Source organism: Halobacillus halophilus DSM 2266 (assembly GCF_000284515.1).
In the GTDB taxonomy this organism is placed as follows: domain Bacteria; phylum Bacillota; class Bacilli; order Bacillales; family Halobacillaceae; genus Halobacillus; species Halobacillus halophilus.
In genome coordinates this window covers 881,425-894,746 of record NC_017668.1, presented here as the reverse complement: position 1 = coordinate 894,746, position 13,322 = coordinate 881,425, and the positions used below count along the sequence as shown (strand labels likewise).

The 13,322-nt window shown below is 42.5% G+C and carries 11 protein-coding genes; 3 read left to right on the top strand and 8 right to left on the bottom strand.

Features of this window, described 5'->3' with window-relative positions; all coding sequences use genetic code 11:
- Positions 1-596: 596 nt before the first annotated feature.
- Positions 597-896 (bottom strand): 4a-hydroxytetrahydrobiopterin dehydratase, encoded by a 300-nt coding sequence (locus tag HBHAL_RS04420; protein WP_014642157.1) that lies wholly within the window; start codon positions 894-896, stop codon positions 597-599.
- Between the two features lie 28 nt (positions 897-924).
- The gene (locus HBHAL_RS04415) at positions 925-2,703 is read right to left on the bottom strand and encodes a M3 family oligoendopeptidase (protein WP_014642156.1); all 1,779 of its coding nucleotides are present in this window, start codon (positions 2,701-2,703) and stop codon (positions 925-927) included.
- Positions 2,704-2,966: 263 nt separating this feature from the next.
- Here HBHAL_RS04415 and HBHAL_RS20325 point away from each other — a divergent pair, with 263 nt between their 5' ends.
- Positions 2,967-3,236, top strand: coding sequence for a PilZ domain-containing protein (locus tag HBHAL_RS20325; RefSeq protein ID WP_158512344.1), 270 nt, complete (start codon positions 2,967-2,969; stop codon positions 3,234-3,236).
- A 27-nt stretch (positions 3,237-3,263) separates the two neighbouring features.
- Here HBHAL_RS20325 and HBHAL_RS04405 read toward each other — a convergent pair whose 3' ends face one another.
- The 4 genes from HBHAL_RS04405 to HBHAL_RS04390 are packed head-to-tail and all read right to left on the bottom strand — an operon-like array spanning position 3,264 to position 8,857.
- Entirely contained in the window at positions 3,264-4,400 is a 1,137-nt protein-coding gene (locus HBHAL_RS04405; protein ID WP_014642154.1) for a mannitol-1-phosphate 5-dehydrogenase, read from the bottom strand.
- A 3-nt stretch (positions 4,401-4,403) separates the two neighbouring features.
- Positions 4,404-4,841 carry a PTS sugar transporter subunit IIA gene (locus HBHAL_RS04400; protein WP_014642153.1) on the bottom strand — a complete coding sequence of 146 codons (438 nt, stop codon included), beginning with the start codon at positions 4,839-4,841 and terminating at the stop codon, positions 4,404-4,406.
- Between the two features lie 22 nt (positions 4,842-4,863).
- Positions 4,864-6,990 carry a BglG family transcription antiterminator gene (locus HBHAL_RS04395; protein ID WP_087946040.1) on the bottom strand — a complete coding sequence of 709 codons (2,127 nt, stop codon included), beginning with the start codon at positions 6,988-6,990 and terminating at the stop codon, positions 4,864-4,866.
- 58 nt (positions 6,991-7,048) lie between these two features.
- Positions 7,049-8,857 (bottom strand): PTS mannitol-specific transporter subunit IIBC, encoded by a 1,809-nt coding sequence (locus HBHAL_RS04390; RefSeq protein ID WP_014642151.1) that lies wholly within the window; start codon positions 8,855-8,857, stop codon positions 7,049-7,051.
- 404 nt (positions 8,858-9,261) lie between these two features.
- Here HBHAL_RS04390 and HBHAL_RS04385 point away from each other — a divergent pair, with 404 nt between their 5' ends.
- Together HBHAL_RS04385 and HBHAL_RS04380 are read left to right on the top strand one after the other, a co-directional pair.
- Positions 9,262-10,188 (top strand): TIGR03571 family LLM class oxidoreductase, encoded by a 927-nt coding sequence (locus HBHAL_RS04385; protein ID WP_051005628.1) that lies wholly within the window; start codon positions 9,262-9,264, stop codon positions 10,186-10,188.
- A gap of 86 nt (positions 10,189-10,274) precedes the next feature.
- Positions 10,275-10,976, top strand: a complete 702-nt coding sequence (locus HBHAL_RS04380) for a DUF5694 domain-containing protein (protein WP_014642148.1) — start codon at positions 10,275-10,277, stop codon at positions 10,974-10,976.
- 73 nt (positions 10,977-11,049) lie between these two features.
- On the opposite strand, the gene HBHAL_RS04375 is transcribed toward HBHAL_RS04380, so the two are convergent.
- Together HBHAL_RS04375 and HBHAL_RS04370 are read right to left on the bottom strand one after the other, a co-directional pair.
- Positions 11,050-11,265: a DUF3951 domain-containing protein gene (locus HBHAL_RS04375; RefSeq protein WP_014642147.1), complete on the bottom strand. Its 216-nt coding sequence runs from the start codon at positions 11,263-11,265 to the stop codon at positions 11,050-11,052.
- A 67-nt stretch (positions 11,266-11,332) separates the two neighbouring features.
- Complete coding sequence (locus HBHAL_RS04370; RefSeq protein ID WP_014642146.1) at positions 11,333-12,973, bottom strand: BCCT family transporter; 1,641 nt, start codon at positions 12,971-12,973, stop codon at positions 11,333-11,335.
- Positions 12,974-13,322 lie beyond the last annotated feature (349 nt).

The following is a 13,322-nucleotide window of genomic DNA, read 5'->3' as shown; positions in this document are numbered from 1 at the left end:
TAAACACCTTCCAATGAACAAGGATAATCTATAACCACCCTGAGTTTTAATGTTTGATTACGTGTAGGAACCCTGTTATAAAGCATTTGAGGCAGATGCAGTATGGCTCCTGTCTCCTATAGCAGGGTTCGTTCACTAGATATCGTTGGGGTGGCGGAGGAAACGACGAGACTCCCGCGGGAGAAGGAGCTAGGCGAGACCCCACAAGGAGTGTTAACGACTGAGGAGGCTTCTGGTAAAAGGAGGATTGACTAAAGTCGCCACGTCCTGTGGCAACGTCGATCGACCCTACGTCTTGTAGGGCCGCAGGAAAGCGAGTTGTTTCCGTAGCCGCCCTCATCTATTATTTGCAACGGGCCCCAACTATCTCGAAACTGAGTATTCCAGTATCGGGAGCTTTTCTGAAAGGCAATAATTTGGCAATACTTAATAAAACTTTTTTCTATAAAAAGTGGATCGTTCGTTGATAGTGCTTCTTTCAGAGGCAATGATATTCGATGATCCTTCCGCTGCAATTGGGTGGAATCTTCTGTAATGCTTACCATAACTTAAGAAAGACCAGTGCGATTTTTTCCTTACACTGGTCTTTCTTGTCCTTACTTTATATTGCTGTATAAAATATCATATTTTTCTGCGCATGCCAGATCAAGCTCCGTAAGTCCCTTGGCATTCCACGAAGTCAGCTTCATGGTGACCACTTTGTAATCGATACTGATGAAAGGATGATGCTGAATTTCTTCCGAATATTCGGCCACAAGATTAACAAAACGGATGCCGGAAAGAAAGTCTTCAAAGCGATAGCGTTTAACAATAAACTTGTTATCCGTCAATTTCCAGCCTTCTAATTCTTCTACTCGCTGCTGCTTTTCAGCTTCAGGAATAAGCTTCTCTTCCATTTGAATTCCTCCTCGTTAATCGTCCCGGTTATTTTGCGCTAAGCTCCATAAAGTCATTTAGATCTTTCATACAAAGATCCATAGCTTGTTCCCAGAATTCAGGCTTCTCTAAATCTACACCCAGATGCTTAGCTGCTAAATCTTCTGTCGTCATACGACCCGTATCCTGCAACAGGGCAATGTAGTCATTTTCAAAATTACTGTCCGAGTTTAGAGCTTTCGCGTAAATACCCAAGCTGAACAAATAACCAAACGTATAAGGGAAATTATAGAATGGTACATCTGTAATGTGGAAATGAAGTTTGGATGCCCAAAAGGTTGGATCGTACTCATCCAGCGCCTCTTCATAGGCTTCCTTCTGTGCCTCAACCATAAGTTCGTTTAAGCGTTCAGCTGAAACCACTCCCTTTTTACGTTCTTCATAAAATCTGGTTTCAAACAAGAAACGAGCGTGGATGTTCATAAAGAAAGCAATACTTCTCTGAACTTTATCTTCAAGCAGCGTCATTTTTTCAGTGTCGCTGGCCGCATGCTTCACGGCTGCATCAGAAACAATCATCTCCGCAAATGTTGAAGCTGTCTCAGCCACGTTCATAGCGTATCCCTGATTCAGGGCAGGCAGATCATCCATTACGTGCTGGTGATAGGCATGTCCCAGCTCATGGGCCAGCGTGGCCACATTAGATGGTGTACCGGAATATGTCATAAAGATCCTTGTCTGTCCGCTGTCAGGAAAGCTTGTGCAGAAGCCTCCTGGCCTTTTGCCTGAACGGTCTTCTGCTTCGATCCAGCGCTTTTCAAAAGCCATTTCTGCAAAATCTGCCATCTTAGGACTGAACGAACGGAATTGCTGAGTAATAAACTCAGCTCCCTGTTGAAAGCTCATTGTCTGTTCCGTTGAGCCTACAGGTGCTTCCACATCGTAAAAACTTAAACGTTCTATACCAAGCATATGCGCCTTTCTTTTTAAATAAGGAAGGTAATGTTTTTTGTATTTTGTGATCGTTTCCCACATTGTGTTCAAGGTCTTTTCACTCATTCGATTGTACTCAAGCGGTTCTTTCAGCACCCGCTCCCAACCTCGATATTTATAGGTTTGAAGTCTGAAACCTGACAGATGATTCAATGTCTCACTGAATAGATCCGTCTGTGCTTTCCAGGTCTTCTGCAGCTTATCAAAAACATCCTTCCGAACGGCGCGGTCGGGTGAGTCGAGCAAGTTTGAGGCCTGTCCTACGGAAAGCGTCTTTCCTTCATGTGTAATAGTTAATTTCCCAACAATAGCATCATACATTTGTCCCCAAGCGTGATATCCATCCACCCCTAAATCATTAATTAAGGACTCTTGCCGCAGCTCCAATTTGTCCTTGGCAGCCCTTCGTCGCTCATTAAGGATAAATTCCAACTGATGAAATGGAGCATGTTTCAATAACGATTTCCATACATCTTCATCCGTCTGAACTAATTTCTGATCGAATTGTGTGAGCAGATTTCCAAACGCAGCGCTGAGTTCATTCTGTCTGGACTGCCAGGCACCTGCTTTTTTATCATTTACATCCTGAGCATTCAAACAGCTAATAAATGCCCCGATTTCTCCCAGTCGTTTCGTTACTAGTTGAATTTGATCTACAATTTCAGAGAGTTCTTTTGTCTGGTCTGTATTTTGGGGCGATGTGAATGAGTGTACAAGACTTTCAAGCTTGCTAATTTCCTGTTCTGTTTTCAGAACATAATTATGAAACTGTTCAGATTCACTGCCTCCTTCAAAAATCGTTTCTAAATTCCACGTTTTATGGAGAGTATTCATAACGTTCCCCTTTCTTTTATGTAAACATATTCACCTATCTCATTGTATCAGAATTTTCACACACAAGATAAAGTGAACAACTCATAAAACGATAGATTGCTTTATCAAGAATATTTTGGTATTTTCAATTAAAAGATGTCTTAGCCAGAAAGGTCGATTTCATGCGATACCGAAGAAATGAAACATTGCGATACACCTTCGAGGAGCCTCTCTCCGCTGGCTTTAAACTAATCAAGGTAGATAAAAAATCTGTCAATTCCTCCATGGGATCTGGCAGTGTTATAGACATTAGTCCTGGAGGGATGAGACTTGCTTCCGATGTACATATACCCACTAGCAAAACCGTCCACTTATTCGTCGCCACCTCACTAGCCGGTCACGATCTTTCTTTTACAGCGGAAGTCATATGGATGAAGCCGGCTCACGGCCAATATCATTACGGCCTTGATTTTATCGGTGACCATCAAGAAGAAGTGATTCAGGCTTTAAAGAAACACAATCAAATAAAAGACAAAAAAACTCCGGAGGGTTAAAATTCCTCTGGAGGTTTTTTTTAGTACTTATTTTTCTAAATGATGGACCTGTGCTTCAACTGCTTTGACAAGTCGATGATCGCTGTCCAACTCTGCGACTTCCTTAAAGGCATTGATTCTTCCTTTTTCTGTGATAAGTTTCTGCAGTTCAACAGCTTCCTCATCCTTCTCGTTCTCGTAAAATAAAGCAGCTGCTATAACCTCCGCAAGACGTACCGGATCCTCCTTTACGTATTCCAGATAAGAAACGGCCGGCTGTACAAGACGGTCATTTGGTCCGAGTTTTCGAATTGGTGCTCGTCCGACACGAGTAACTTCATCTGATAAATCCGGGTTTTCGAAACGGCTGAGAATCGTTTCAATATATTCGTAATGCACTTCCTCATCAAATTTATATTTCTCGATCAGAACAGCTCCTGATTCCTGTAGGGCCCCTCGGATTTTCTCTTTAATAGCTGGATCGTCCATAACCTGCTTAATCGTCTGGTAGCCATGGAATTTCCCTAAATAGGCAGCCACGGCATGCCCCGTGTTCACTGTGAAAAGTTTACGCTCGATGTAAGGAGTCAAATCATCGACATACGTAATTCCTTTAATTTCCGGACGACCCCCTTTAATAGCAGTCGTTTCTACTACCCACTCAAAATAGGGCTCCACTTTTACCGTTAATAAATCTTCCTGATGCTGATCCGGCACAATTCGATCCACAGCTGAATTCGGAAAGCCAATATTCTCAATGATCCAATCCTTTTCCTCAGCATCTGCGTGTTCAAGAATGTGATTTTTCAAAATTTCACTTCCACCTACCATATTTTCGCAGGCGATTACGTTTCCTTTTTCCTTCTTGTGAAGCAGACCTTTGGCCAGTACAGGGGCAATGACAGACAGAATATTAGGGCCAACAGCCGTAGTAATAATCTCAGCTTCCTCAATCGCCTTAATAACTGCCTGTTCATCGTTGATGCTGTTTAGCCCTGATACATTCGTGACCTCAAGCGAACGATCTGTGCCGGCAAGATCCACTTGATAGGACCTTTTCTGGTTTAGTTCATTGATTAACTCACCATTCACATCTACAAAAATAGTTTCATACCCTGCCTGCGATAACAGTGCACCAATGAATCCTCTTCCGATATTTCCTGCTCCAAAGTGAACGGCTTTCATTTTTTAATTCACCTCGTTAAAGATGCTGATAATTTCTTCTTTCGATTGAGCATTTAGAATCGTATCAATGTTCTCTTCTTCTGAACATACAATGGCAATTTGAGAAAGGATCTGAAGGTGCTCGTCCCCTTTTCCAGCAATTCCAATGAGCAATTTCACGATATTCCCGTCACCAAAATCAACGCCATCTGGCACGGTAACTACAGCAAGACCTGTTTCTTTCACTGATTTCTTTGCATCTTCCGTACCATGAGGGATGGCTACGTAGTTCCCCATAAAGGTAGAAGTCACTTCTTCTCTTTCCATCATTTTATCAATATAAGCTTCTTCTACATAACCGCCATCGTGAAGCAGACCTCCCACATAGCGGATCGCTTCTTCTTTAGAGCTGAACTGTGCATTCAATTCAATCGTATTGGACGTTAAAATGTTATCAGACATATTCATTCTCCTCTTTAAATGATTAAGATATTTTTTTCTTAAAAAACTGATGAAGCTGATTAGACACATAATTTTTAATTTGGTCTTCTTCTTCTTTTTCAAGCACCCTCACCATTTCAGGCTCTTCAATCAGCATAGAACTCAAGAAGCTGACCACCTCTAGCCCCTCTTTACTTATATCCTGTGGGGCCAGCATAAGGATAAACACGGACGACGGCATCATTTCGCCATCCATCCCCGTAACCTCCACGGCTTCGTTAAGCTTAATAAGGGTGAAGGTCGGCTCATGTACAGCGGGATGCCTTGTATGATACAAGGTAAGAGTGGTCTCTGGAATCCCGAGTCCTCCCACAGTTTCCCTGTTCACTAAGGCTTCCGTAATAGCTTCCGCTTCTGTGAGCATGTTTTTGTTCTGTAATGTGAGACACGCATCTTGAAGAATTTCTTGTTTGGATATACTTGAGTGGCTAAGCACGTACAGACCGTTTAACAACTGTCCAACGGTTGCAGCATAGCGCTGAATACCTCCTACAGAATCTTGGATGGCCTGCAGGGTCTCATCTTCTTGCGCCACGTTTTCTTTGATCGGCTTCATACTTTCCATAATCTTCAATTTTCGGATTCGATGTTCCAGCCGCTGAATGTCCGCACTTGGAAGCATCGGGTTGACTAGTACATAATCCTCCATACTATCCAGCGGAATCGTAGATACGACTAAATCGTAATCCTCTTTCGTTATTTTATCTAAGTCGAACAGAGACTGGTGATCCACTTCTTCAATCTCCAAAAATTGTTTTTTAAGCTTAGCGGCTAAAATTTTGGCGGTACCTATGCCGCTTGAACAGACCACTAACGCTTTAAGGCCACGTGAACCTTCCATATTTAGCAAAGCACTGGCAAAGTGCATCACTAGAAAAGCCGTTTCCTCTTTCGGAAAAGTAATGGTTGGGAAAACAAATTCTGTGGCTCGTTCTAGTGTTAGGAATAATTCTGGATAGTCCTGCTCAATTTGTTCCCTCAACGGATTTTTAATATCCATTCCCTGGTGGATCCGGTACAAACTCGGCTTCAGATGCACCACCAGATCATTCAACAACTGATCTGACTGGTGAAGATTCTGATGTAAGGTATTCGAAACAAATTCAATCAGCTGTTTTGCTTTAAAAGCAATACTCAAACTGCTGTCTTCCAGAATGTAGTCCTGATTGTACCGGACTTTTGCCCCCATTAGATGCATCGTAATGTACCCGGTTTCCGCTTTCGGAATCGATAACTCAAAGATTTCTTCTAACTCGCTTATTAATTTTCCGGCAATATCAAACTCTTTTGTTGACTGAAGACGAGCCAGATACTCGTCTTCCATCTGTATAAATTCCCCTTGCTGGAGACGTTCAATCGCTAAGGCTAAATGAATAACTAATCCAATATAAGCACTGTCAGCCAAATGATAAGGCAGCTCCGCCCGAATAGAGTTCACGGTTTGTTCAATGGTGCTGATGTTTTGCCGGTCAACGAGACCAAGCAAATGATCGGAGACGGCATCCAGCGAAGGTGCAGCCGGAGATTGGATGTTCTCTCGCAGCAATTTAAGAAAATCATGCTCATTCATATGCTGCATAATGATATATTGGATAGCTTCACGGATGTTGCCTTCTTCCCCTTGAACTTCCACTCCGTATCCACGCTTACGGATCAGCTGGAGTTGAAATTTAACAAGAATCTCTTCAATCTTATCCAGATCGTGACTGATCGTGGCCACTGTGACACCTAGTTCGTTTGATAAAGTCATGAGTTTAACCGGTTCCTGAGACTCAAGCAGCCAGGAGAGAATAAGCACATGACGTTCTTCGGGTGTGTAATCTACAGAGTTTTGTTCATTTATTGACATTCTTAAATCCTGGCGTCTTTCTTCTTCGCCAAGAATAGCTATTCCTTTTCCGGTTTTTTTCTCTAAGGATAACCCGTGGCTTTCCAGTATATCTTCTACACCTTTTAAATCTCGATGAATCGTTCGAGCACTCACATCTAAAGATTCCGCCAGGTCTTTAATGGTTAGATCTTGAGGAGTCTCAAGCAGCATTTCAATCAGTCTTCGTTCTCGTGCTGAGACATACATACATCCTTCCACTCCTCTCTGTCCGTCAGCCATTGGGAATGATATTCGGACAGAAAAGAGTCTGATCGAACAGACTCTTTTCTACTTTTCATTATTTCTGCAGCTCTTCTACTAACTCATCATACTTCGGACTGTTCAAGAAATTATCGACAGACACATGATGGGCACCTGGAACTTTTTGCTTCGCTCGCTCTGTTAAGTCTTTATGAGTAATAACGATATCCACATCCTGCGGCAGGTCATTAATGGCCATGTTCGTCACATTAATATCGATTCCTGCTTTCTTGAATTTGTTTTTCAAGAGGGATGCGCCCATAGCGCTGGATCCCATGCCGGCATCGCAGGCAAAAATGATTTTGTCCACTTTAGAAGCATCTACATCAGGTACTTCTGCTGTGCCGCCCGTTTCTTCTTCCTTAGTAGTAGATTTGTTTTGCAGTTCTTCCACAAGCTCATCGTATTTTGGACTGTTCAGGAAGTTATCCACGGAAATATGGTGAGCATTTGGAACTTTCTGTTTCGCACGCTCCGTTAAATCTTTATGAGTAATGACAACATCTACATCCTGCGGCAGGTCGTTAATGGCCATATTCGTTACTTCAATATCAAGGTCCGCTTTTTTAAACTTATTCTTCAATAAGGATGACCCCATGGCACTTGATCCCATTCCGGCATCGCAGGCGAAAATGATTTTATCTACTTTGGAATAATCAAGCTTAGGAACCTCAGCTGTATGACCGTCTTCAGGAGAAGCTTCTGTCGTTTCTGCAGACTGTTTACCTGAGAGCTGACCAGATACACTGCTTTTCTTCCCTTTCATACCTTCCATCTTAGAGGTCGCTTCTTCAATATCTCCCTCGTCTTCATCTTTGCTTGCTTTCAAAATAATCGAGGATACGATAAATGAAACAACAGCAGCTACAGCTACACCAGCAGCAACTCCAAGATAATTACCTCTTGGTGTCATACCCATAATAGCTATGATACTTCCTGGTGAAGCTGCGGCGGTCAGTCCAGCATTGAAGAAAGCAAAAGTAGCTGTACCTGAAATACCACCAGCAATCGCGCCTAATATGACGAGTGGCTTGGATAAAATATAAGGGAAATAAATCTCATGGATTCCGCCAAAGAATTGAATGATTGCTGCACCTGGTGCTGTTTGTTTAGAGACTCCTTTTCCAAAGAACATAAAGGCGAGCAATACGCCTAGACCAGGACCAGGGTTCGCTTCAAGTAAGAATAGAATCGACTTTCCTGTTTCTAGAGATTGTTCTGTACCAAGCGGCGTTAAAATTCCATGGTTAATAGCGTTGTTCAGAAATACCACTTTGGCAGGTTCAATGAATAAGTTGGCTAATGGTAATAAACCAGCTGAGATTAGGAAATCTACTCCTACACCAAGAAGTTCGGTGATCCCTGAAAAGAGCGGACTTAACGTAAAGTAAGCAAGTACGGCTAGTACCGCTCCTAATATTCCTGCTGAAAAGTTATTAACGAGCATTTCAAAACCTTGTCGAACTTTTCCTTCAAAGAATTCGTCCACTTTTTTCATGGCATAACCAGCAATCGGACCAGCAACCATGGCGCCAAGGAACATTGGTGTGTCCGGTGAGCCGACAATTACACCCATGGCAGCCGTGGCGGCGACAACTCCTCCTCGCAACCCATGAATCAACCGTCCACCGGTAAAAGCAATTAATAATGGCAATAGATAAGTGATCATTGGTCCTACCATTGCTGCTAAATCTTCATTAGGATAGTAGCCATCCGGGATAAATAAAGCGGTGATAATTCCCCAGGCAATAAAAGCAGCAATATTAGGCATAATCATACTACTTAAAAAGCTGCCGAACTTCTGGACTCTTGCCCTCACTCCCACTTTCTCTTGTTGTTCACTCATTTTGTTTCCTCCTTCGTCTCTCAACGCTTTTTTCTCTTTGTCTGTAATTTTATTTTAAAGCGGTTACAGTGCTATATACAATACAATCTAAACGCATGTTTGTCAGAGTCATTGTTGACATTATTAAATAAAGAGCGTATTCCATTCGATTTTGAGCTGGAGGACCACCTTTTATAGCTATGCCCCCCGGGTTATTCGTTTATGATGTACCTTCAAGCACAGCAGAGAATCATTGACTCCTGTAATAGATGGATTGAATCCAGCTAACTGTTTTTTTGACTCTGTTAATTTACCTGCAATGTCTGTTGTTCGCACTTCTTCTCTTTCCTCTTTATAATAGAAAGCATCATCATTACCACGGAGGAGGACCTGCTTTGTTCGAACAGCATAAAGGCTTTCAAAAAATGCTTAAGAAAGACGAACTTTCATTTGGTGTGAATGTCCCGCTTGAAAATTACGATAAAGAACCACCACAGATGATTCACCAAGTTGAAAGAGCTCAGCTTGCCGAAAAAATGGGCTTTCAGTGCTTATGGTTCCAGGATGTACTACTTGAAGACCCTACATTTGAAGATCCGGCTACCGGACAAATTTTCGACAGCTTAATTTATCTTACTTATCTGGCCTCCCAAACCTCGTCTATTCATTTGGGAACAGCGGCTCTGGTCACGTCCCTGCGTCATCCGCTTCGCACGGCCAAAGAAGCTGCCAGTATTGAGCGGCTTTTTCCTGAACGGCTCATGCTCGGAATTTCTTCTGGCGACCGAAGGAAAGACTTTGAAGGCCTGGGGATTGATATTATGAAACGAGGCGAGTTGTTCCGCGAGAGTTTTCATTATTTCAATGAGGTTATTGCAGAGGAATTTCCGGAGGTGGAGTCAAAGTTCGGAAAGCTGCACAAGTCTAATCTGGTCCCTAAGCCTACACATAACATCCCTATCTTTATGACGGGCTATTGCCAGCAATCCCTGGACTGGGTTGCTGAGCATGGAGATGGGTGGATGTTCTACCCGCAATCCCCCGATAAGCAGCAAAAGACTATTTCAGCTTACAGAGAAAAAGTTAAAGAATATCATGGTTCTGGTGCTTTTCGTCCCTTTTTCATGCCTCTTCCGCTGGAATTAATGGACGATCCTGATTACCCGCTCGAGAAAATACCTGCCGGCTATCGAACAGGTAGAAAACGTGCCGTCGAACTGCTTGAGGAATATAGAAAAGCGGGTGTGAACCATATCATGTTTGGTCTATCCAAAAATGAACGCCCCGTTCCTGAGATACTTCAAGAACTGGGAGAGTATGTAATTCCCCACTTTAATAAACCAGCAGAATGATCATGTTAAAACCTTCCACCTCAGGTCATCCATAATATGGATGACCTGAGGTGGGTAAAACTGGGATAATGTTAGGAGAATGATAAATGAGTAAACCTGAAGTTATGCTTCTCGGTACATTTCATATGGCAATGGAACCTCAAACCGTAAATGAGCAGCAGGATCATATCCACACCGTCGTCGAAGCTTTTAAGAAATATAATCCGACTAAAATTGCTGTTGAAAAGTCCTTTCTCATTGAGGAGGAACTCGATCGTAAATATCGGGAATTTCTATCCGGTGAATTGAAACCTACCTACGATGAAGTCGAACAAATTGCTTTCAGACTGGCTCATGAACTAGAACATCCTCGGGTATATCCCGTTGATGAAGTCGTAAACATGAATACACCTTCTTTAAATCAAGTGTTTGAATGGGCTAAGGAACATCAGACTGAATTATTCCAGGAGATTCTTGAAGTCCAGTCGAAGTTGAAGAAGATGGAAAACGACGAAGATCTGCTGCATTCCCTGTCTTATATTAATCGGCCGGATTATATCCAGGAGCTGCAAAGAGTGTACATGAAGCTTGCAAAAGTGGGAGACCGCCAGCATCAGGTCGGGGTTCAATGGTTGAAACAATGGCACCATCGCGATCTAGCCATCTCCGCCAATATTGCCCGGATGGCTGGCCCCCAAGATCGAATCTTGGTTTTAATTGGAGGCGATCATCTTCACCTGCTTAATCAGTTCTTAAGCGACAGCGGAGACTTTATCATTCAGTCACCTCTGCCCTATCTTCCAAAATAGAGCCATACAAAATATCCCACCTCAGGTCATCCAATATTTGGATGACCTGAGGTGGGAAGTAATGGAACTATCTCTATGGTTTTTCATTAGGATCTTTTTCTTCTTCTTGGAGGAAGTCTTCTTCTTCATGGAACTCCTGACTGGTTTGTCCGGTTATATAGTCAAAAGGAGTGTAGGAATGGGATGTGTCTATAGACTCTTTCTTTACAAACAACTTATAAGCTACCAGAATAATCAATACACTTAAAGCTGCCCCAACGATTAATATTCCGAAAGCATTTAATATCATAAGAGCCCTCCTTTTGATCTATTTTAACACGAAAAGCCTCCGCGCCATGCACGGAGGCTTCTGTTACTTATTTGTCCTCTTCATCATTATCTTTATTTTTTTCTTCAAGTACTTCGAGAGCTGATCTTCTGCGTTTCTTGCCTTTCTTCTTCCAGCGTTCGATGTGAATCGTTGAGGACTGATAGTCATCAGAGGCCCGAATATCTTCGCTTGAGGCTCTCATAAAGGACCAGGCTAATAAAATCATAATGAAAATCAGCGGAAATCCTCCCACGATACTTGCCGTCTGAAGTGTACCCAAACCACCAAGGAACATGAGCGCAAGCGGCATTAGGCATAGAGCGAACGCCCAAAACAGTCGGTTCCAGCGCATTGGCTCGCCTTCTACACTCTTTTGAACAACAGAAGCAAGGATGTAGGAGGAAGAATCGAATGTCGTCGCCAGAAATATGATAGCAAGCACAGTAAAGGCCAGCACCATGAATTTAGCAAGCGGCAGTTGATTAATAATAGCAATAATCGTTGCCGGAGCTCCATTTTGATCCATAAAAGCAACCGCATCAAACGATCCGGTGAGCTGCATGTATAAACCGAAGTTACCCATGATTCCAAAGAACAAGATACAGCCGATTGTTCCATAAATCATCGTTCCAAGAACCATTTGTCGAATGGTTCTACCTCTTGAAATTCGGGCAACAAACAGACCTACGAACGGGGCATAAACAAGCCACCAGGCCCAATAGAAAATAGTCCAGGATTCTGGGAAATTAGTCTCACCAAATGGACCTATACCTGCAAAAGGCTCCATCCACGTAGCCATTTTAAAGAAATTATCTGCGAGTATTCCAAGACCGTTAACCGTCGTTTCACTAATGAACCGGGTAGGCCCAAAGATGAAAACAAAGGCCAGAATAAACAGTGATAACCAAAGGTTGATGTCACTGAGAACTTTAATACCTCTTTTAAGCCCCGAATACGAACTGATCGCAAAAATCAATGTACATAACAGCATAATGAAAGATTTCAATCCAAGATTCGCCGGGATACCTGTTAGACTATTGACACCTTCAGCAATCATAGGCGTACCAAGCGCAAGCGTCGTCCCTGCACCGCCCAGCAGCCCAAACATAAACAGAACATCAATTACAGTTCCAAGAGGCCCGTCTACTGATTTTCCTAATACAGGACGCACAGCTTCGCTTACTTTAAGTACCGGCTTTTTCCTTACATAATAGAAATAAGCAATTGGTAAAGCAGGAAGCGTATAAATGGCCCATGCAATAGGACCCCAATGAAAAATTCCGTAAGCGGAGGCCCACTGAATGGCTTCTTGAGATTCAGGAGTTACCCCAAATGGAGGCCCCTGATAATAATAAGCCCATTCTATTACTGCCCAATATAGAATACTCGAACCAATCCCTGCAGCAAATAACATGGCCGCCCAGGAAAACGTGTTGAATTCAGGCTTTTCTCCTTCATCACCTAGTTTGATCGAACCATTTTTACTGAACGCTACAAATAATAGAAAAGCAAAAACAACAAAGCCCATAATCATGTACAGCACGCCAAAGTTACCTGTCATAAAACTATTGGCGTCAGCCACAAAAGTTTTTCCGGCCTCCGGGAACAAAATTAGTGGAAGCGTAACCGCTACCAGCAAAATTAATGCGCCTATAAATGTAGGCCAATCAATCAATTTCGTCTTCATTTCAAAACATCCTTTCTGACTTATCTGCTAGTTGTTAGTTTGTTCCTAAGTAAGCAATCCATTCTTTCTGGAAAAAAGAGGGTATAAAGAGGGGTTAAGATATAGACAAGCTTAAGCTTAACAAGTGGATACACATATGCCAAATCCACAAAACGATACTTGAGTCTATATATAATAAAAACCCACTGTCTGGCAAATTTAATCCATGCAAGTTGACTTTTTACTTCTATTCTTGGACGATTATAACGAGATGCTTAAAATTAGGGGAGTTTGTTCATGGAGCATACATATAAAAAAATTTTAAAATCCTCCTTGTATACTAGCTTTATCCTTCTTTACCTAATATCTC

Coding starts and splice junctions, on each gene's coding strand:
- HBHAL_RS04375 (WP_014642147.1), bottom strand. CDS start 11,265: ATGATATTAAATGCTTTCGGAATATTAATCGTTGGGGCAGCTTTAAGT.
- HBHAL_RS04415 (WP_014642156.1), bottom strand. CDS start 2,703: ATGAATACTCTCCATAAAACGTGGAATTTAGAAACGATTTTTGAAGGA.
- HBHAL_RS04400 (WP_014642153.1), bottom strand. CDS start 4,841: ATGTCTGATAACATTTTAACGTCCAATACGATTGAATTGAATGCACAG.
- HBHAL_RS04395 (WP_087946040.1), bottom strand. CDS start 6,990: ATGGCTGACGGACAGAGAGGAGTGGAAGGATGTATGTATGTCTCAGCA.
- HBHAL_RS04370 (WP_014642146.1), bottom strand. CDS start 12,973: ATGAAGACGAAATTGATTGATTGGCCTACATTTATAGGCGCATTAATT.
- HBHAL_RS04405 (WP_014642154.1), bottom strand. CDS start 4,400: ATGAAAGCCGTTCACTTTGGAGCAGGAAATATCGGAAGAGGATTCATT.
- HBHAL_RS04385 (WP_051005628.1), top strand. CDS start 9,262: ATGCTTAAGAAAGACGAACTTTCATTTGGTGTGAATGTCCCGCTTGAA.
- HBHAL_RS04380 (WP_014642148.1), top strand. CDS start 10,275: ATGAGTAAACCTGAAGTTATGCTTCTCGGTACATTTCATATGGCAATG.
- HBHAL_RS20325 (WP_158512344.1), top strand. CDS start 2,967: ATGGGATCTGGCAGTGTTATAGACATTAGTCCTGGAGGGATGAGACTT.
- HBHAL_RS04390 (WP_014642151.1), bottom strand. CDS start 8,857: ATGAGTGAACAACAAGAGAAAGTGGGAGTGAGGGCAAGAGTCCAGAAG.
- HBHAL_RS04420 (WP_014642157.1), bottom strand. CDS start 896: ATGGAAGAGAAGCTTATTCCTGAAGCTGAAAAGCAGCAGCGAGTAGAA.